The 20,529-nt window shown below is 48.6% G+C and carries 12 protein-coding genes; 6 read left to right on the top strand and 6 right to left on the bottom strand.

All coding sequences use genetic code 11. The annotated features are described in order from the left end of the window. Positions 1 to 6 precede the first annotated feature (6 nt). Both H141_RS0105750 and H141_RS0105745 read left to right on the top strand, forming a co-directional pair. Positions 7 to 1,548, top strand: coding sequence for a DHA2 family efflux MFS transporter permease subunit (locus H141_RS0105750; protein ID WP_019675294.1), 1,542 nt, complete (start codon positions 7 to 9; stop codon positions 1,546 to 1,548). Next, entirely contained in the window at positions 1,545 to 2,600 is a 1,056-nt protein-coding gene (locus tag H141_RS0105745) for a carboxylate-amine ligase (protein WP_019675293.1), read from the top strand. The genes H141_RS0105750 and H141_RS0105745 overlap by 4 nt, the downstream gene beginning before the upstream one ends. Here H141_RS0105745 and H141_RS0105740 read toward each other — a convergent pair. Beyond that, positions 2,597 to 3,238, bottom strand: a complete 642-nt coding sequence (locus H141_RS0105740) for a response regulator (RefSeq protein WP_019675292.1) — start codon at positions 3,236 to 3,238, stop codon at positions 2,597 to 2,599. The genes H141_RS0105745 and H141_RS0105740 overlap by 4 nt on opposite strands. A gap of 72 nt (positions 3,239 to 3,310) precedes the next feature. Continuing rightward, positions 3,311 to 5,623 (bottom strand): TonB-dependent receptor, encoded by a 2,313-nt coding sequence (locus tag H141_RS0105735; RefSeq protein WP_019675291.1) that lies wholly within the window; start codon positions 5,621 to 5,623, stop codon positions 3,311 to 3,313. Between the two features lie 154 nt (positions 5,624 to 5,777). Between H141_RS0105735 and H141_RS0105730 the strand changes: the two genes are divergently transcribed. The 4 genes from H141_RS0105730 (at position 5,778) to H141_RS19890 (ending at position 10,179) form a co-directional block, all read left to right on the top strand. Beyond that, on the top strand, positions 5,778 to 7,079 hold the full coding sequence (locus H141_RS0105730) for a GntP family permease (RefSeq protein WP_019675290.1): 1,302 nt from the start codon (positions 5,778 to 5,780) through the stop codon (positions 7,077 to 7,079). A 10-nt stretch (positions 7,080 to 7,089) separates the two neighbouring features. Beyond that, positions 7,090 to 8,259: an E22 family MetX-like putative esterase gene (locus tag H141_RS0105725; protein ID WP_019675289.1), complete on the top strand. Its 1,170-nt coding sequence runs from the start codon at positions 7,090 to 7,092 to the stop codon at positions 8,257 to 8,259. Between the two features lie 163 nt (positions 8,260 to 8,422). Further along, a complete protein-coding gene (locus H141_RS0105720) occupies positions 8,423 to 9,175 on the top strand; it encodes a substrate-binding periplasmic protein (protein ID WP_240473095.1) in 753 nt (250 codons plus the stop codon). Positions 9,176 to 9,276: 101 nt separating this feature from the next. Next, positions 9,277 to 10,179, top strand: coding sequence for a hypothetical protein (locus tag H141_RS19890; RefSeq protein WP_019675287.1), 903 nt, complete (start codon positions 9,277 to 9,279; stop codon positions 10,177 to 10,179). 247 nt (positions 10,180 to 10,426) lie between these two features. On the opposite strand, the gene H141_RS0105710 is transcribed toward H141_RS19890, so the two are convergent. The 4 genes from H141_RS0105710 to H141_RS0105695 all read right to left on the bottom strand — a co-directional run bounded on the left by H141_RS0105710 (position 10,427) and on the right by H141_RS0105695 (position 20,013). Continuing rightward, positions 10,427 to 10,900 carry a type II toxin-antitoxin system YhaV family toxin gene (locus H141_RS0105710; protein WP_157610774.1) on the bottom strand — a complete coding sequence of 158 codons (474 nt, stop codon included), beginning with the start codon at positions 10,898 to 10,900 and terminating at the stop codon, positions 10,427 to 10,429. Positions 10,901 to 10,902: 2 nt separating this feature from the next. Continuing rightward, positions 10,903 to 11,235: a type II toxin-antitoxin system PrlF family antitoxin gene (locus H141_RS0105705; RefSeq protein ID WP_019675285.1), complete on the bottom strand. Its 333-nt coding sequence runs from the start codon at positions 11,233 to 11,235 to the stop codon at positions 10,903 to 10,905. Positions 11,236 to 11,623: 388 nt separating this feature from the next. Next, on the bottom strand, positions 11,624 to 12,046 hold the full coding sequence (locus H141_RS0105700) for a hypothetical protein (protein WP_157610771.1): 423 nt from the start codon (positions 12,044 to 12,046) through the stop codon (positions 11,624 to 11,626). 2 nt (positions 12,047 to 12,048) lie between these two features. Further along, positions 12,049 to 20,013, bottom strand: coding sequence for an RHS repeat-associated core domain-containing protein (locus H141_RS0105695; protein ID WP_083923034.1), 7,965 nt, complete (start codon positions 20,011 to 20,013; stop codon positions 12,049 to 12,051). Positions 20,014 to 20,529: the final 516 nt, after the last annotated feature.

Below are 20,529 nucleotides of genomic sequence, written 5' to 3'. Positions count from 1 at the left end.
CTGCCGATGCAACTATCCCGTCAGAGTATTGCTGCTGTTGCCATTATGCTGGGTGCCTTTATGGCGCTGGCCGGTATTAATATTACCAATACAGCTACTGAACTGTTGCAAGCCCGGATAGGGGCGACGCTGCGTGAAATGACCTTAATCACCTCCAGCTACATTATTGCCGAAATTGCCGCTATGCCGCTGATGCCATTGCTGATGCGCCGCCTTGGCCTGAAACGGCTGGTCGTGCTGGTGTTGTGTGGTTTTATGCTGGCATCCATTGCCTGTGCTCATGCCAACAGCCTTAATACCTTAATTGCCAGTCGTATTGTGCAGGGTGCCTTTGGCGGCATTTTGCTGCCGCTGGTTCATACCTCTATTAAGTTGCTCCTGCCGCAGCAGCAACATGCTGCTGCCTTCGGGGTATTTTCTGTGTTTGCCTCACTGGCACCGGTCGCCGGCCCCTCCTTTGCCGGCTTACTTAGCGCCGCCGACTATCCCTGGTTATTTTATATTAACATTCCACTTGGGATGGCAGCGTTAACCGGCCTGCTCTTCGCACTGCCCGGACCAAACAACCATGGCCAGGTGACAGAGCACCGTAACAACTTTCTGGATGCCTTTGGCATAGGCTTACTCTCACTGTCGCTGGGTAGCCTGGTGTTTGCGCTGGAGCACGGTGTTGAACGTGAATGGCTTAGCGACCAAACGATTCGCTTCAGCCTGGTATGTGGTTTTGTCGGCCTGATTTACATTTGCTATCTGCAAACTCAGCTGCGCCAGCCTGTATTAAATGTGCGCTTGCTGGCCTCGTTCCGCTTTGCATTAATCTGCCTGGCCAGCTTTATGGCCGGTATCGTTATTTACGGCTTTGTTTACCTGATCCCTTATTACCTGATCTCAGTGCACAGTTACAGCCCGGCGCAGGTAGCGCAGGTTATTTTAATGGCAGCAGTGCCACAACTACTGATGTTACCACTGATGATTAAGTATGCACCGCGGCTAAACCCCTGGCTGGCTATCGTAGCAGGTGCTTTGCTGTGTGCAGTCAGCACTGCATTATGCAGTCAGATGACCACAGACTTTGCCGGTGAGCAATTTCTCTGGCCCCAGCTAATTCGTGTTGTTGCCGTACCATTACTTATTATGCCACTTACTCTGCTATCAATGCAGGTGGTGTCTGATCAGGACGCGCCTTCTGCTGCTATTTTGTTTAACGTTGCCCGGAATCTGGGCGGCGCGGTTGGCGTGGCAGGGCTGGTTACCTATGTCGAACATTATAAAGTGGTATTTTTTCAACAAAGTCTGCTGTTGTTTAATCAGCATACAATGGCACTGAGTAACCACCAGCAAAAGGATCCAACAGCATCTCAGCTGACAGAGCAGCTTAGTCAGCACAGCAGTATCTGGGCTTTTAATGGCGCCTTTGCCCTGCTCAGTATCAGCCTGCTATTAATGGCAACGTTGTTTCTGGCGCTATATCTGTTTGGCCGCAAACACAACTCACTCTCACTTTCCCCACAACTCTCTCCGCCTCAGGCAAGGACCGGCAGCACATGAGCGTACAATTCACTTTTGGTAATGAGGAAGAGTTTTTACTGCTGGCGAATAAGCAGCCCTTTGTTATGCCGCTTAACCAATTGCGGGCAGAGCCAGACTGCCCGGCCGGACAATGGTCGCACGAGGCTCATCAGGGCATGCTGGAGCATGCCACGCCGGTTTGTTTTAGTCTGCAAAGTTTGCATCAGCATATTCTGCAATCGCGCGCGTTTCTGGCGCGGGTTAGCCAAAGCATGCAGCTGGAGCTTTACTGTGGCGGTACCCACCCCAGCCTGGACTGGCCCGCGCTGCAAATGACCCCGGACTATCAGGCAGTAGTTGATGAATATCAGGATACGGTAAAGGCGCTAACCTTATTTGGCATGCACACCCATATCGGTATCAGCGATAACAGCTTGCTGGTGCAGGTGTTTAATGGATTGCGGCCTTACCTGGCACCGCTGCTGGCGTTAAGTGCTAACTCACCGTTTTATCGTGGCCGCGATACCGGCTTATGCTCTTACCGTGCCATGCAATTTCTGCTGATGCCACGCACCGGCACACCACCACTCATCCGTTCGGTACAGGCCGAGCAGGCCCGGATCCAAGAATTACTGCAACGCGGCTGTATTCATAAAGCGGCCAGTATCTGGACCGACGCCAGGCTGCATCCGCTATACAATACTATTGAGGTTCGTATATGTGATATGCAAACTGCGCCGGAAGACGCCGCCGCCCTGGCGGTTCTCACTGCCGCTATTGCCATCTGGCTGGCACAACAGCTTGCAAACGGCCAGCAGCCTGATCATGGCGATGACTGGTTGCTACGTGAAGATCGTTGGCAGGCAGCAAGGCGAGGATTAGCTGCAACTCTTCAGCATAAAGACGCCGCCGAGGCCGTCACAGTGTTTTGGCATCGGATGCTGGATAAGCTAATGCCATTGTTGCAGCAACATCAGGTAGCACTGGTGGCAGATACCATTAAAAGCATGCTGCAGCATGGTGGGGGCGCGGCGATCCAGCGTCAAAATATGAAAACTAACCAGCAACCCCAGATGGCACTGGTTACTTAAGCAGGCAAGCGCAACTTTTCGAACATAATACCGGCTAATGTACGATTATTGACGTTAAGCTTGCGCAAAATAGCCGATACATGCTGCTTAATGGTGGTTTCCTGCACGTTCATTTCGTAGGCAATTTGTTTATTCAGCAAACCATCGGCAATCATTTTTAATACACGAAACTGCTGGGGGGTCAGCTGCTCTAACCGCTGGGCAAAATCGTTGTCGATAAGTGGCTTAGCATTTTTAACATCGTCTGCAAGGCCAGGCGGTAGCCAGGTGTCACCATTTAATACGGTGCTGATAGCATCAGATAACAGTTCTAATGGCACTGACTTAGGAATATAGGCGGCAGCACCTAACGTCAACGCCTGCTTAATAATGACCGGGTCTTCTTCAGCTGACACCATAATCACCGGTACGTCAGGGTATTCAGTGCGAAGCGCACTCAGGCCGGTAAAACCGTCAGAGCCCGGCATTTTTAAATCAAGAAATATAAAGTGGGTATCAGGGTGCTGGCGCAGTAATGGCCAGATTTGTTCCATAGTCTGAGCCTGCAGTAACAAAGCTTCGCTGCCTAGTATGGCTGAAGAGGCCTGGGCTAAGGCAACCCGGAATAAAGGATGATCATCGGCGATGATAGCTATCATAACGTTTACTTCTGAGCACTCGGGCCCACTATAATGAACCGGGGCTTACGCCCCGGCAAGGTTTTTAGCTTATCAGAAGCGGTAGGCTACCGTTAAGCTGATTTCACGTGGCGCACCATAATAACCAATCAGGGTATTATCACCACCTAAGCCCGGAATAAAACCACCCGGATTAGCTGGATCTGGTGCGATAAAGGCATAGTTACCGATTAAGTACTGCTCATCGGTCAGGTTCTTACCATGTAAGCCCACCCGCCACTGGCCATCCTTGCTCAGCCAGGTCACACCCAGATTCAGCAAGCCATAAGCATCCTGCGATAACAGGTTGTCCAGCTCCACCAGATCATAGTCACTGCGATAAGCATAGTTACCATTAAAGACGATATCACCAATATCGGTAATCATATCGTAACTAAAGCCCACTGTAGCGGTGGTTTCCAGCGTATTGGTGATGGTAAAACGATCAGAAATATCGACTGCACCTGCAACCGGGTCAAAAGTGAGCGCTTCTTTAAACTTAGCGTCGATCAAACCAACGTTGGCATAGATATTCAGATTGCGGCTGGCTAACCACACCACTTCCAGTTCTGCACCAGTCGCTTCTGAGCGGCCTATATTACCCAGGCGCTGGTTCAGCGCCGAAGCATCGTCAGGGTCCGGAATAACTGAGATGTACTGGCGATCTTTATGGTCCAGCATAAATAAGGTAGCGTTTACCCGCAGATTATCGTTCCAGTCACTCTTAATACCAATTTCATATGAATTAACCGTTTCAGGATCTGCTGCCGGCTCGGCAACGGTTGCCCGCGGGTTAAAGGTACCGGATTTAAAGCCCTGGCTAAAGCTGGCGAACAGCATCATATCGCTGCTGTGCTGATATTCGACCCCAATTTTTGGTGTCAGCTTGGTCCAGCTTTCGTTGTCATCCAGCACCACTGGCGTGGTTAAGCCATCTGGCCGCACATAGCCTGGGATCCAACCTGACTCAGGATACACCGTAGCGAAAATCAAACCATTGCGCACTGTGGCCTCTTTTTCATCTTTGGTGTAGCGTAAACCAGCGGTAACTGACCATTTGTCATTTAAGTCATAACTGCCCTGAGCATAGGCCGCGGTGCTGTCGCCGTTACTGCAACCACCCACCTCGCGGGTCAAACCCGGCAAACCCAACGATTGGCCTAAAACTTCCAAAACAGCATCGAATACGCCGCAAGAATCAGAAGTGTAGTAGTACAAACCTGAGACCATTTTAAAACCGTCAGTCTGATAATTTAACTGCAGTTCCTGGGTAAAACTTTCATCATCATAAATTGCCGGTACATCAAAAATTTTCAGCGAGGTATTGTCAAAATCGATGTTGGTTGGCGAATAACTGGTCCGCTTCGAAGTTATCGACTTCAGAGTATAGTTATCGTTGATATCCCATGAAGCAGTTAAACTGATGCCATCCGTCTCAACTTTATTCCCGGTAGGCATACTGGTGTATGAATCGTAGACGCTGTCTGGCACCGGCGCATCGGTTAACAAACTGGGCAGTAACCGGTAGCCGCCTTTGGCGTTGGAATCGTCTTCTGTTTTATCGTAGTTAAGCCGGAAAAATAAATTATCCTGCGGCCGGTATTCCAGGGTCAGACGCAGTGCCTGTAAGTCTTTGTTGTAATTCTCACCGTCCTGGCCGGGCAAGGCCGAGGTCAGAAAATTACCGTAGCCGTCACGTTGTAAATTAGCATAACCCACGCCCAGGTAAAGGGTATTGGCAATCAGTGGGATCTGCCCCGTAACTTTTACATCCCGCTGATTATAACTACCGACGGTGCCGCTTACCGAAAACTCAGTATCACCGGTCATCTCGCGGGTAACATACTTCAAGGCACCGCCAATGGTATTTTTACCATACAGGGTACCCTGGGGGCCGCGTAGCACTTCAATCCGTTCAACGTTCAGGATATCCAGCACTGCACCTTGTGGCCGGGCCACATAGACATCATCAATATAGATACCGACGCCCGGCTCATAACCCCACAATGGGTCTTCCTGGCCGACACCACGGATAAATGCAGTCAGAGTAGAGTTGGTACCCCGACTGGCCTGCAAGGTGGTATTTGGCGAAAACTGCTGTATTTCAACTACTGAGGCCAAACCGCGCTCTGCAATATCAGTAGCACCTATCGAAGTAACCGCCACCGGCACTTCTTGCAGGCTTTCCACTGTGCGACGGGCAGTAACTTCAATACGTTCCAGTTTTAATTCAGCTTCAGCTCCGTCCTGTTGCTGTGCCATCGCCGGCACCGCCAGATAGCTGCTGATAGCCAATGCTAACAGGCTGGGTTTAAGGGCCGAACGGGTAAACTTGTGCTGTGCATCATTGTTATAGTTATTGGCCATCTTTGGCTCTCCTGCTGATTGATTGCAAAATGTGGTACTAACCAGTGGTGTTACTGTAGGCCTAAACGCAGAATTTTTAACCTGTACCTTAGTACTATGGTGACAATCGCCAAGCTGTATCAGACTAGCTGAAAATGATAACAAGGATTTGCCGATGTTAAGTATCTTTGGCTTGCTACTGGGTTTAGGTCTGCTGATCGTGTTCACCATGCGCGGTTTTAATTTATTTATCACAGCACCGTTGTGCGCCCTGCTCGTTGCGGTCACCAATGGTATACCATTTTGGCAAGTTGCTGATAAAATTGATTTTGTTCATGGCTATATGAATGGTTTCGCCGGGTTTGTTGCCGCCTGGTTTCTGATGTTTCTGCTGGGTTCTATCTTTGGAAAACTGATGGAACACACCGGTGCAGCCGACGCGGTGGCGCTGGCGATTGTTAAGCGGCTGGGCCATACCCGGGCGGTACTTGCCATCGTGCTGGCCTGTGCAGTATTAACCTATGGTGGAGTAAGTTTGTTTGTGGTGGCTTTTTCCGCCTACCCGATGGCGGTCAGCTTGTTTAAAGGCGCCAATTTACCCCGGCGTTTTATTCCGGCCGCGTTAGCGCTGGGTTCGGTAACTTTTACCATGACATCAGCCGGCTCGCCGGAAATCCAGAACTGGATCCCAATTGCTTACCTTGGCACCACTCCTTATGCTGGCTGGCAGGTCAGTATAGTGGTGGCGTTGTTTATGGCGGTCGGCGGTTACTTCAGCCTGATGTGGATGATTAAAAATGCGGTGAAAAATGGCGAGCAGTTTATTCAGCGCGCCAGTGACCCGACTCTGACCGATAAGCCACTACCCCATTGGATAACCGGGTTAATTCCATTGCTGGTGGTGCTGGTTACCTCATTTTTACTGCACGATGCTTTGCAACAAGCAGCATTAATCATTGCGCTGGCGGGGGGCGTGGTCAGCTTATATCTGCTGAATTTCCGCTTTCTGGTTAATCCGGCCGCCGCCACCAATGAAGGTGTGCTGGGCGCTTTACTGGCTATTGGTAATACCGCGGCGGTGGTTGGCTTTGGCAGCGTGGCCAAATTAACCCCGGCCTTTAGCAGCGTAGTTGATTATATGACTCATCTACCCGGCCCTGAATTAGTCGGCGCAGCAGTAGCCGTCAGTGCTATTGCCGGTTTAACGGGCTCTGCTTCGGGTGGTCAGGCGATTGCCCTGCCGGAAATTGCCCCTACCTATCTGGATCGCGGCGTCGATGCCGAACAGCTGCACCGGGTAGTTGCTATTTCATCAGGTGCACTCGACTCTCTGCCGCATAATGGCTACGTGGTAACCACTATTCGTGCTATCTGTGGTGAAACCCATCAGAACGCTTACTGGCCGATGGCGGTGGTAAGTGTGCTGATGCCAGTGCTGGGTGTAGTGCTGGCCATCGTGTTGTTTCAATGGTTTTAAGGATTAAAGAATGAAACTATTCAGTACATTTTTATTACTGACGTTGTTGCTCGCTGGCTGTGACAGCCAGGCCATGCTGGTAAATAAGCAGGCTTTTGAAATTGAGCATTTTAAAACAGAAAATGGTGCAATAATCAGCCCGGTCAAAGTCGGCTGGGAAGCCTATGGCAAACTTAATGATGATAAATCGAATGTCATTCTGGTTACCCACTTTTTCTCAGGCAGCTCGCATGCAGCCGGTAAATATCAGGCAGCTGACGCTGCACCCGGTTACTGGGATGCTATTATCGGCCCCGGTAAAGCCATTGATACCAACAAATATTATGTGCTGAGTGTCGACACTCTGGTTAATGCCAATGTGTTTGATCCCAATGTCATTACTACCGGCCCGGCTACCATAAACCCGGCAACCGGCAAGCCTTATGGTTTAACTTTTCCGGTGGTAACCATCGGCGATTTTGTTGAGGTACAAAAAGCGCTGCTCGACAGCCTGGGTATTGACAAGCTGCATGCGGTAATCGGCGGTTCAATGGGTTCGTTTCAGGCAATTGAATGGGCCAGCCGCTACCCACAGCGGGTTAAGCGGTTAATACCAGTCATAGGCACTGCTTATATTGATGCCTGGGCAGCAGTGCGTTTAGAACGCTGGGCCTACCCGATTAAACAAGACCCGGCCTGGCATGGCGGTGATTATTATCAGCATGGCCAGCCAGAGCAGGGGTTAACCACGGCATTGGCTTATATTATTCAGGACGCGGTCTACCCCACCGGCTTTAATATGCGCTATCCGGCGCCGGCAACCGATAAAGCACCACATCAGGATATTCTGGCCAGTTTTTCTGCCTGGGACCAGTTAATGGCTCACGCTAAACTGCGTGCTCAGATGCAGGATGCTAACCATATTTTATACCTGGTGCGTGCCTCCCAATTATACCGGGCCGGTATGGGCGATAACTGGCAGCAGGCCCTTAGCCGGGTGCAGGCCAAAACCCTGTTTCTGCCAGCCACCGGCGATCAATTATTACTGCCTGAGATGGCTCAGGCCAGCGTCGAAGCTATGCGCGCCGCCGGCAAACAAGTGGAATATGCTGAAATACCGGGTATCTGGGGTCACCTGGATGGCGTAGTCGGCATTACTGCGGTAGCCGACAACATCCGTTCATTCCTCGAGCAAGAATAACCCCACAACCCATTACCGTTCCTGGATGGGATGCCGCTTCGACAGGGTGTCCCTTTTTTAATCTGATAAATAATTGATATTGTATTGATTTATTAAAACAGCCGCTTATTTTGGCAAATATCTATGTAACACTCTAATTATATTCAGTAATTAAGAGTGTTTAATGGTGATGTTTTGCAGGCTTTTGCTGGTTTTTTTGCTGGTACCCCTGATGGTTGCCGCCGGTGCCAGAGCCGAAGTTATCCGGCTGGCCAGTAGTAATTATTATCCGCATTATGGCGAGCAACTGGCCCAGCAAGGAGCCACTATCGAAATTATCCGCCAGGCCTTTGCATTGCAAGGCGTGCAGCTGGAAATAGAGTTCTTACCTTTCGCCCGGGCTTTATATGAAAGCCAGCAAGGCAATTACAGCGGTTTGGTCGCTGCCTGGTACAGCGATAAGCGAGCCGAGCATTTCTATTTTTCCCAGCAGTTATACGCTAACCAGATTGTTTTTTTTAAGCGTAAAAATGACAAAATCAGTTATCAGAATTTTCTTGATCTTGCCAGACAACAGCGGCGGCTGGGTGTGGTTCAGGGTTATGCGCAACCGGCCGGATTAATGGAAAGCGGTATCAAAACTATCCAGGTCGCCACCGACCAGCAGGCGCTTGCCATGCTGGCGTTGCAACGGGTAGATTTAGTGCCGGCTGACTTGCTTAATGCTTTATATTTACTGGAAAATAAGCTGCCACAACATCGCCAACAACTAGACTGGTTAACCCCGGCACTGGAACAACGGCCGATGTATTTGGTGTTATCCAAAAAAGACCCGGCCAATCAGCAGCGGATAGAGCGCTTTAATCTGGGGTTGCAGCAATTAAGAGCGTCTGGCCAGTATCAGCAAATTCTCGACTCCTTGCTGCCGCAATATTAAGCGTGGTGGCTCCCAGCCCCTAAAATTCGGCAGACTTTGCTTGCTCTGCAGCAACCTTTTCAACTATAAGAGTAATTGACGGCGCCAGCAGGAAATTTTTTATGAATCGAACAGTCCGGATTTTGTGCTGGCTAACCCTTTGCTGTCATCTGCAATTAGCCGCGGCAACCGAGCTGGCAATTACCGTACCCGGACCACGCTCAGAGTTCGACATTTCCCACGATTATCACATGCGGCTATTAGACATTGCACTTACCAATGCAGATGTCGATCTTAGCAAAGTCGTGATTCAGCAGATCCCGGCCCTGTCCGAGGGCAGAGCTAAAATCGAATTAAAAAAAGGCACCTTAATAAATGTCTATTGGTTAGGAGCTGAACAATCATTAGCCGAAGATTTAATACCTATTGAAGTACCAACTACCCGCGGCCTGATTGGCTTTCGAAAATTCATTATATCCAAAGATCAGCTGGCCGATTTTAGCAGAATTAACTCACTGAGAACCCTTAGCAATAAAGTGGCATGTCAGGGCCAGCACTGGGAAGATACGGCTATTTTGAGCCAGGCAGGTCTGCAGGTTACCACCTCTGTAAATTATGAAGCGCTGTTTAAAATGGTTGCGCTGGGTAGGTGTGATTATTTTCCGCGCGGCTACCACGATGTGTTACTGGAGCTTGAGCAAAGAAGCGCGGCCTACCCGCAGTTGATGCGTTTTGACGATATTATGTTGCACTACCCTTTCGCTGTGTTCTTTTATGTGTCGAAATCAGCCCCGGAGTTAGCAGCAAAACTGCAACAAGGTATGGTAATGGCAGCACAACAGGGGCAAATCAGCGGCTTAATGCGCCAGCATCCACTAACAAAATCAATTTTTCCGCTGCAAAACGGTAAACCGAAACTCTATCTGAGCATACCCAACCCAACCATGAAGTTTCACGATATCAATAATCCGGATTACTGGATAACGCCCGCCGACTTTGGGATAACAGAGTTAGAGACTAAATAGCGTCAGCGACATTAAAGGAAATATCGGGGCGGAGCTAATAACATGCTGCGCGACCAGGCAGATAAAGACGGGGCAAGCGGGCCATCAGGTTTCCTCCTTGAAATACCTGATAAAAGCTCGCCTGCTAAGAGCCCAAAATCAATGTCACTGGCCCATTGATCGCGATTAATTAGCTACGAATTAAACTTTAGTTCAGCTGTTGAAAAAGGCAAAAGGCAAGACTTGACCCCATGCCCTGTTTAGGTTTCTAAGGCGAGAGTTGCGCGTCCTTGGCAGCTTTTAAAAGAGCACCCCAATCATCCGGGGGATTACCTGACCTTAGCATTTTTGCGAACACTTTGTAAGCATCCGTTTTACTGTCGTAGGCTCGCTTATTTTCTTCATCATTGACCCACGCATAGACGATAATTTTGGATTCAAGATGATATCGAAAAAATAGCCGATACTGCTGAAAAAACTTGGCCCGAAACCAATGCTTATTATTACCGCCTAAGGTCTTCCCCTGGCGATAATCGGCTAGCGTTGGGTCTTGAGGTATAATCTCAAAGGCCAGCTTATAAATAGCCGCTAACCGCTTAGCGTCATTTTTCTTGGTGTAGCCTTGCGGATCTTTTGCTTTTAATGCCTCTACTTTATCTGTCAGTGTCTGGTACTGCTCTGCAAAAAGAGGGTGGGTAAAGAGCGTCCAGCCGTTAACTACCATCGGGACCTTATCAGACAAGTTTATTCATCTTTATCGGCTAGCGGTGCATCCAAATCAATATCAACATCTGCAACCAGCGACGCCACCCTTTGGCGCATACTGGTGGTCAGCGGTTGTAACTTCTCAGGATGTCTCTGCATATCAACAGCCAGAAATGATAAAAATTGGTCAAGAACCGGATCAGCTTCAACCGTTTCGGCACGCTGCATAAGCACACTGCCATCAGATTGGATGACATATTTAATCTTGTCTTTTTTACTCAGATGCAACGCCTGACGAACAGGACCCGGTACTGTTGTCTGAAAACGGTCAGTCAGTGTTGATTCTGCTTCCAAAGCCATTTGTGCATGCATAATGCTCTCCACGTTGGTTAATAGAGTTATCTTAGTCGGAAAACGAGGGTAATGCAAATGCATTACCTTTTGGTGGTGAGCTTGAAAATACTCTGGTCACTTAATGCTGAAGGATAAAACTTACCATAGACCTCAGCCAGTTTTTGAATGCGAGACATGGGAATAGATTTGCGTTGTCTAAATATCAGCATGTCCCGTTAGGGCGTAGTACACCGGGGGCAACTCTAATGCTTTTTGCTATTCTGCTTACCCGAGAATACTGCAAGCCAAGTAATCACGAGATTCCTTAAGAAAAGGCAAAACGCAAGACGCGACCCCATGCCTCCCTAAATCAGGATTGGAGGCGAATTATCACCTTAGACTTGACCAATACTTCGGCCCAAACATCTTAATCACTCAACACTAATCGAATACTCGGATAACCATTATTGCCAATTATCGGCGTAATCGAATTAAAACAGTCTCGATCACTAGGTGGCTTACTGTTACAAGACTCAAATACACCCACAATACTGTATACCCTATGATGTGTAATATTCAGTTGCTCAGCAAACTTTTCGGGAATATCTACTTTCACCATATTAGCTGGTTCAAAGTAATCATTTGAAAGGGACAACCAATATTGTCCATAATACCCTCTACTTTTGGTATCCAAATATCCTGTCACTATTACTACTTTTTCATGATAGCGCTCAGGCGTCGCAACCAGATTTATCACAGATACCATACATCTCTGCTCATCAAGGCCGCCACATCCATCCCCTAACGTGTAAAATGAAGTAACTAATAGAAACGATAGTAATATTCTCATAATTAATGGCACCCTTGACCTGGATATGTGATGTTTGAACAGTGTAGCGATGTACCTCTCCATTCAGGTGGTGTTCTTAAATAGCCCGCCGTATTAAACTTAAGAACACCATATTTGCCAGGAAGAGCGAGATACCCTCCGATTGGCCGTTGAAGCAATTCACTCTTGTTTAAATAGTAGTTATAGTCGTCATTACTAAACGTTAAATCGCTAAGAGCTGGAGTACCATGGGTATGAGCCAAGGCCGTTGCATCTTTGTCGTTCAGATAACGTGATGCCACCCCACCTCGTTGATAATCAGTATATATTTTACTGATACCAATCACACCATCGCGATTAAAGATTGTAGCACCCAATTCAATATCGTATTTAGCTGATAAATCCGCTACTGCCAAGCCAAAAGCTTTCGCTGCATCGTCTTCATGTTTCCATTCAGCAGCTTGTGCCGCTAATTGTTCATCAGCACTTTTAATTGCGTTGTCGAGCTTATTTCTTCGCTCACCATTAAACGCCTGCGAGAATGCGCCAGTTACTGCACCATTAGCAAACTTTCCGCCACTGATCTTTGACGCTGTACCACCTATAGCTGCAGCGGCAACAATGCGATGTGCTGTATGCGATGCCTCACCGCCACCTATTTTATTGATGCCTCGTTTAAACGCCGCGCTAAACCCTGCTGCAAAGAAGCCATGACCAAACTTACCTCCTTGCAGGCTATTCATCATGCCGCCTACCACTGCGTTGCCCATTACATTACCAAAAGAGCCTGCAGGCCAGGCCTCTCCAACTCCGCTAAAAGCTGCAGCGCTAAATGCCCCAATAACCGCACCTTGCAGAATGTTACCACCATTGGCCGCAGCGCCTGCCGCCCCCGCTATCGCACCTATCAACATTGGCGAACAGGCTGGACAAGCTATAGAGCCTACGACTGCAACTATAGCGCCGATAAAAGGCTTAATATCGTTCCAGAGTTTCTTCCAAAAATACCCACTAGGGTCGGTATAACTTAGCGGATTATTTAGCACATAACTATAGCGGTTATGGCTTTGGCTATTGCTGGGTGCCTGCACAAAGGGGTCGGCTTGCAGGAAGCGGCCGATATGGCTGTCGTATATTCTGCCGCCCATATGGACAATACTGGCGTGGTCTACCTGCAAATGCCCGGTAAAGCCACGGCTGGTGCGGTTTAAAATATTAGCTAGCGACAGCGCTACCGGTTGGTGCGCTGCGGTGTAAACCTGGCGCCGTTTACCAAAGGCATCAAAGCTTAGCTTTTCCAGCTGCAGCCCCGCCGTATTAGTTATTACATCAACACTGCCTAAATGGTCGGTGTATACATAGCTGGTATGCAAGGTATTGCCGCTGCGCTCAACAATGGCATTACCCAGGGTGCGCCGGTAACGTCTGGCGCCGTCTTCCACTATCAGCTCTACCCCGCCATGCTGGTAAAAGATTTTGGTACTGCCTTGCTCTGTTACATGGCGCTTTACCAGGCTGCGGCTACCGTCGTAACTATAAAAGCTATCACCCGGTGAGCTGCCATTGGCTGCATTGGTGTTGAAGCTGCGAATACGTGATGCCTTGCCGGTGGCGTCGTACTCTATTTGCCGCACCAGTGCACCATTATTGTACTGGTGTGTCTGGTTGCCCATGGCGTCGTAACAATAGCCCTGAGTACCTATTTGGCTTACCGCCCGCGGGCCACTGTTCCGGCCACACTGGCCGGCTTTGGTGCCGTATTGGTAGGCTGCGCCGCCTTGCACATCCGACTTGGTTTTAATATTGCCATTGGCAAAATAGCTCAGGCTTAAGGTGACAACGTTATTGTTTTCAACCTGTTCCAGCCGGTTCAGGCTGTCATAGCTAAAGCTCTCAGCAAAGCTTACCGGCGCGCCGCCATCCAGTGGCAGTAGCTTATGGTTTTCGTCGCGACGCGAACGTAAATTACCCATACCATCAAACTCGTATTCCCAGGCTTGTAACCCACCTTCAGTAGTGATAGTTTCCAGCATGCCCGATGCATCATTGTGCGTGCGCCAGGTGGTGCGGTTATTCCCTGCCACAGTTTCAGTAACATTGCCCAGTGCATCCATCGCCACAATATTCTGAAAGCGTACACTGTGCTCGCCACTGGTGCCGTAGCGCGCTTCCCATTTCGCTTTTAAATAACCGTTCTGATATTCATACTGCACCCCGAAGTCGTTACCGCTGGCGTCAAATACCTGAAATACCCGGCTGAACTCATCATAAGTGGTGCGCTCGACCAGTATTTCACCATCTATATATAATTCACTGCGCTCCAGCCGGCCTAGATTGTCGTAATCCATTAGCCGGGTTGGGCCGTTGGCAACTGTTTCAGCCACCACCAGGTTGCGCACAGTATGCCCGGTTTGATCACTGTAGGCCCACTGGGTATCACGCAGGGTATTGGTGCCATGGGTAATGGTTTCCTGCATCTTACGGCCAAAATTATCATACCAGGTGGTAGTAAGGTGATTTCTCGGGTTAGTTTGGGTTTTCAGCTCGCCCAGTGCGTTATACGTATATTGCCAGTTACCACTGTCGGGATCTTGCATGGTTTGTTTATGACCACGGCTGTTGTAAGTCATTATTACAGCTTGACCATCGACGCCGCTAACTCGAAGTAAATTACCGGTAGCGTCGTAGTAGTAACCTAAGCTACCTGCTGCATCTGTTGCCCTGACCAGCTGGCCGAATGCGTCTTTGGTTTCAGTTTTGGTTTGCGCCTGTTCACCGCTCCAGAAGTTACTTATAGTAGAGGTTACAGCCAACTTATGATAAGCGATGTCGGTTCGGGTGTTATCTGCGGCCAGCAGTTGCACCGGGCGACCAAAGTCATCATAGGTGGTAGTGTGCCACTGGCTAGTGGCTGAACTAAACGCTGGCTGCGATACCCGGTACGGCCGGCCCATGGCGTCATACTCAGTGCGTTTTACTACGTAACTACCGCTGGCAAAGGCTTCGACTACACTGGCTAATTCACGGCCGGCGGCATCCGCAATTTTCCACTGGGTCGGTGCGCCGCCTTGTTTTACGCGCTGGTAGCTGTAGCCCGTTACGCCTACAGAGGGTAAACCAACCGCAGCAGCAGTATAACCACGGGTAATTATGCTGTAACGGCCACTAACCTGATTACTGTCTGTTTGCTCACGGCTAAATACCGGCTGGCCAAAGGCGTTATAGCGCAGCACGGTGCGAATACCGTTTTCGGTTACCGTTTGCGGTTGGCCTAAGGCATTAAAGTTACTGTAACTGGCAACCTCTACACCATTAATCTGTTTAGCCTCTAGATAACGGCCGGCGGCATCGTACACATTAGTGCTGCTACGCGAAAATTCGAATGCTTTTTCAGCACCAACTTTACTGCTAATGGTGGTCGTTTGTATATTGCCAAACGCATCATAGCTATAGCTGGTTTTGCTGTACTCCTGCTCTGTGCCCTCCGGCTCAGTAATTTCGTACTCCAGTAAGCCATTACTGAAATAAGAAAACTCTGCCACCCTGCTAACGCTGGCAGCGGGATCTGGCGTCATATTTACTGATACATTAAAAGGGCCACCCGGCTCAGTACAGGTAACACAAATATCAGAAGTGTACAGGTTGCCTGTGCCTTGTTCATGCCTAACCGTGGTTTCAGAGACCCGGTTTAACAACCACTTATCTATATTTTCATGCCGGAACTGATTGCTGGTGGTTACCGTTCTGACCAGCCCTGTGCCGCTATCAGAGGTTGCCACTAAGCTTTGCTCCAGCACAGCGTAACGGCCATCACTCTTGGCTACATAGCTATTGTCCGTGGCCACCGTTGAAACATACTCGGCGTTGCCATAACCATATTCATCGTAGCTAACCACGTAGCGAGATTCAGCTGAGCGCTTAAGGTAAGGAAACACTGTTTTGCCGTCATTTAACAGCAGGTTTTCGTACATGTTCTTCGCCAGGCTAAGCGTTTTATCACCGTATTGTTGTTTGGTGTATAACGGCATACCTATGTACGGATAACGTTGCGAATATTTGGTGGTGGTTTTTACCCCGGTTTGTAAATCGGTGGTAATCAGCTTTTCAAAACCGAGCATGCCACGGCCACTGGCCTGAATGCGGCCGGCTTCATATTGGTAGGCAACACTCACCTTACCCTGCCCGGTATCTGAGGACACATGAGACACTAACGGGATGCCGCCGGAAAGCTCAAAAATAGGCGCACTGGCAGTTGATTCGGTCGCATAACCAATGCTGTATACCGCGCCATTGGTCATATAGGCATAGTCTATTTCTGTCGCTAAACCATGGCCTGACACTATGCGTTTTAATTTACCTTCCCGCCCGTCTAACACCTCGAAACTGGTCTCAACAGCATATTGCTCCGCCGTGACGGATTGAATGATGTTGCAGGGTCTGTCATCAGTTGGTTTGCAAGGGGGCAGACAATCTGGCTTACAGGGCTCACCTGCAATCGTTACACCATAGTCGTGCCAATATATATGGCCTTTGTCGAAGTCAGTTACCACCATCGCAGGTTGCGCCCAGCCACGCATATCGGCGAACAGCACACTCTCTGAAGCAACAGTAATTGCCGGGCCGTCAATAGCCACCGGTGCGCTGGTATAAGGGTAACTTAACATGCGCCAGCGGGTGTCGTAATAAACGATATCGCTTACGCCATTACCAGTAATATCAACCAGTTGCATAAAATGTACATCTTCAGGCAACGGCACACTACTTGGCAGTACTGTATGCTGTTGTTTCAGTTTGCTTTGCGAGTTGTATTCTATGCGCCAGTGGTAAGGTGCGCTATGGGTAGCGTAATACAGAAAGTCGGAGATACCATCACCATTCAAATCGCCAATTTGCAAATTAGTGGCGGTATTGTGGCCGGTACGTTTATCACCAATATCTTGGTCTGCCAGGGTTAAACGTAATTTGCCAGCGGCTGTTCTTTCGGCAATGAAAATACCCCAATAATCAAATACTTGAGTTTTGTTGTCATCCATGTGCCTATCACGCATTCTTACCAGCAAGTCGTTAAGTCCATCACCATTTACATCGTATGAAATTGAGCTTTCAATATTTTTCGAATTCTGCATACATACGAACGAACCCAGTGCCGTTGAGCCGCAATCACTGCTGAGTCCGGTATTAAATTCAACCGTTTCAGGCGCACTAAAGCCACCTTTGGTGTTAGTAAGCAGGGTAAAATCGCCTGTTAAGATATCCAACAGCCCATTGCCGTTAAAATCATGCAGCGCTATTTCTTTAGTGGTGACACCGATCGCCGTACAGTCACTAATGGCTTCGGTGCATAAATACCACTCGGTGGTGTAATACAACAGGTCGGCTTTGCCATCAGCATTCAGATCCGCAATGCGGAACACCGGTGCTTCAGTGCTGCTGCTGAAGGAAATACTTTTATATAATTTATCGGTGTCAAAGCTATGCCCCCGATTTTCTTTATAATATACCGTGTATAAACTATTCTTTTTATTGATATAGACCCAGTCTGCCAGGCCGTTGCCTGTCATATCTGCCGGTTGGCTAAACACAATACCATCTTCTTTGGTTAACGAAGATCCGGCGGATGCTGTTGTTTTAAAAGCAGGGCTGTTTTCAGCAGCATCAAACCACTCCAATAACAGCGGTTTTAAGCAGTTCGATGTATCAGTGCCGCATTCGGTTATCTGGTAAATACGCTGCATACCCGATAACGGTGCGGTTTCATAGGCCAACGAAACCTGGTACACCTGCTGATTGTTGTGATTTTTTACTGTTACGCTATTAAGTTGCGATGTTGGCGTGATAGCCCTGTCGAAAATATAGATTTGCGGCCGGTCGGGTTGTTCCAGAGTGTCGTAACTAAAGGATACGGTATTGCCACTGTAGGTTACCGTACTTAACAGCTGCTCGTTGCCGGCAAACTGATACTGATATTTAATCTTGTTACTGGCAACGTTGAGTAAATCAGTTACTTCGCTAATGGCCCAGCTGATGGCAGGGCCACTTTCAGCAGTAAAACGGCTATTTTCTGTATTGCCATAAAAGCTCACTGAACCATCTGGCCGGCGCACTTCAAAATATTCCGGACCGCCGTATAAGTCGCCAAGTGCAGTAACTTTAACCTGGGTATCAATCTCAGTTGCATAAACTGAGCCCGTTTCACCATAGTTACCTTCTACCACTATTAAACGCTGGCCATCGAGACAAAAGCGATCGTTGTCAGCTAAGGTTATCGCTTTAAATTCGCCATCCTGTATTGGTGTCTGCCGGCAGCGCGAGATACTCGACATGCCGCCAATACTCCAACCCGCCCCCAATGGCCCATTTCCAGCGCTGGAATGATAGTTAAGAGACAGTTCAGGTGTATTCCCTGCGATACCTGTCGGCAGTTGCACCGGCAGGCTGTAGGTTGCCGCACCGCTCTCATCAACCCTGAATGCACCTGAGGTACCACCAATAACGGTGGTATCGGCAACAATAGCTTGTGTTGATGGTGCCACGGGATCATCGATTGAAGCTTGCGGGAGGGATGATGCAGCTTCAACAATTCGAGTCGCTTCCAAAAAGGAATTAGGATCAGCTGGAAAACGCTTGCCAGCTAAATCTGTGCAGTGCCACTTTGTTAAGTGCTCGCGAGGTTCTAAATAAGTCCAGGGCCCTGAACTACCGGAAGCTGCTCGGTTTGGATCTGAGTCCACTCCCGCAGTTACTGCTGTGCAGGCAGACACATTACTTATATCCCAGTAAAATGAGGTTGGTTTGCCAATTTCAACCGTTGCCGGTACCCATTCAAAACGGTTTACCACAGGCTGGGGTATCGCTTTTATTGATTGATTAGCTGTTATAAATTCATTGCTGTTCGCAGGAAAACGATTACCTGCTAAATCAGTGCAATACACCTTACTAGTATGTTCTCTGGGTTCAGCGTAAGTCCAGGGGCCCGACTCACCGGAGGCCGCTCGATTTGGGTCCGCCCCCACACCAGCCGTAACGGCATAGCAGCCTGTAACGTTCTCTATATTCCAGTAAAATGTCGTGGATTCCCCGACATATACCGTTGCCGGGATCCATTCAAATTGGCGAACCACCGGTTGTGGAATAGCTTTTACAGAGTGCGGCGCAGTTAAAAACTCGTTGCTATTTGCTGGAAAGCGATTACCTGCTAAATCTGTGCAATACATCTTACTAGTATGTTCTCTGGGTTCAGCATAAATCCAGGGCCCTGACACACCGGATGCCGCTCGATTTGGATCCGCACCTACTCCCGCCGTAACTGCATAACAGCCCGCTACGTTTTCGACTTCCCAGTGAAATGAGGTTGGCTGCCCAACATATACTGAGCTTGGTTCCCAGGCAAACTTAACAACTTTGGGTAATTTTACGTAGCTAACATTCACCGCACAATTCGCTGTAACCGGGCCTGTGGTATAGCTATTACCTGACAGACTGCCATTACAGCCTGTGACGTTGGCAATTTTATATCCAGCTTGCGGTGTTAAAGAAAATGTAGCTTTTGCACCGTAAAACAGGTTACGTGACATAGGTGAAATACTGCCACCACTACCACTTTTAGCAGATATTGAATAAATAATTGGACTGAAATCAGCGCCAACGAAACAGTTCGCTGTTATAGGGCCAGTGGTATAGGTGTTGCCAGAAAGAATACCGTTACAACCGCTGGTACTGGATATTTGATATCCAGGCTGCGGTGAAATCGTGAATGTGGTTGTATTACCTTGATTTACAGTACGGGAAGTTGGTGAAATGCTGCCGGCGCTACCAGATCCCGCTGATACCGTATAGCTTGGTTCCACTACTGTACGGGTAGCTGTTAGAAACTGTGAAGCATTTGCCGGAAAACGCCCTCCGGCCATATCAATACAGTACCATTGGGTAGTGTGGGTACCTGCAGTGTTATATGTCCAGGGGCCCGACACCCCACTTGCAGCTCTCATCGTACCAGGCTCATGGCCAGTCCAAGGGTAACAACCCTGCACGTTTTTTACATTCCAGTAAAAAGTGGTTGACTGCCCAACAGTAATCCGGCTTGGTGACTACTCAAATCGCTCAACTACCGGCGCTGCGTAAGCATTAGATAGCCCTGCAAAAACGGTATTATTTAGCGCAAACAGTGATACTGCTATGACTAGCAGCCAACTCTTTTTAATCAACATAAACCTGGCGAACCCCATCGTATTTAGTTAACTGATGATTAATAAAACACCATCAACGCAAAAAAAAGCAGCATCATACACTTACTTGCCAACATAAAGAAGCAACTTAATAACATTAAATGCATTTTATGTTACTAAATGATATTTATGTTCTGAAGCACCTACAAAAGGATTGATAGAGCAAATAACCAGTAGTGTTGGGCTTAAAAAGAAAGAGTATAAGCTGGAACCTTTAGAGGCAGATCCATATGTTAACGAATCTAAAGGCTAGTGGCATTGACTAAAACTATTGCAAAC

Origin of the sequence: Arsukibacterium perlucidum DSM 18276 (assembly GCF_000382165.1) — a bacterium.
GTDB classification, from domain to species: domain Bacteria; phylum Pseudomonadota; class Gammaproteobacteria; order Enterobacterales; family Alteromonadaceae; genus Alishewanella; species Alishewanella perlucidum.
Note: the sequence above shows the minus strand (reverse complement) of the source record. Positions and strands in the feature narration are given on the sequence as shown.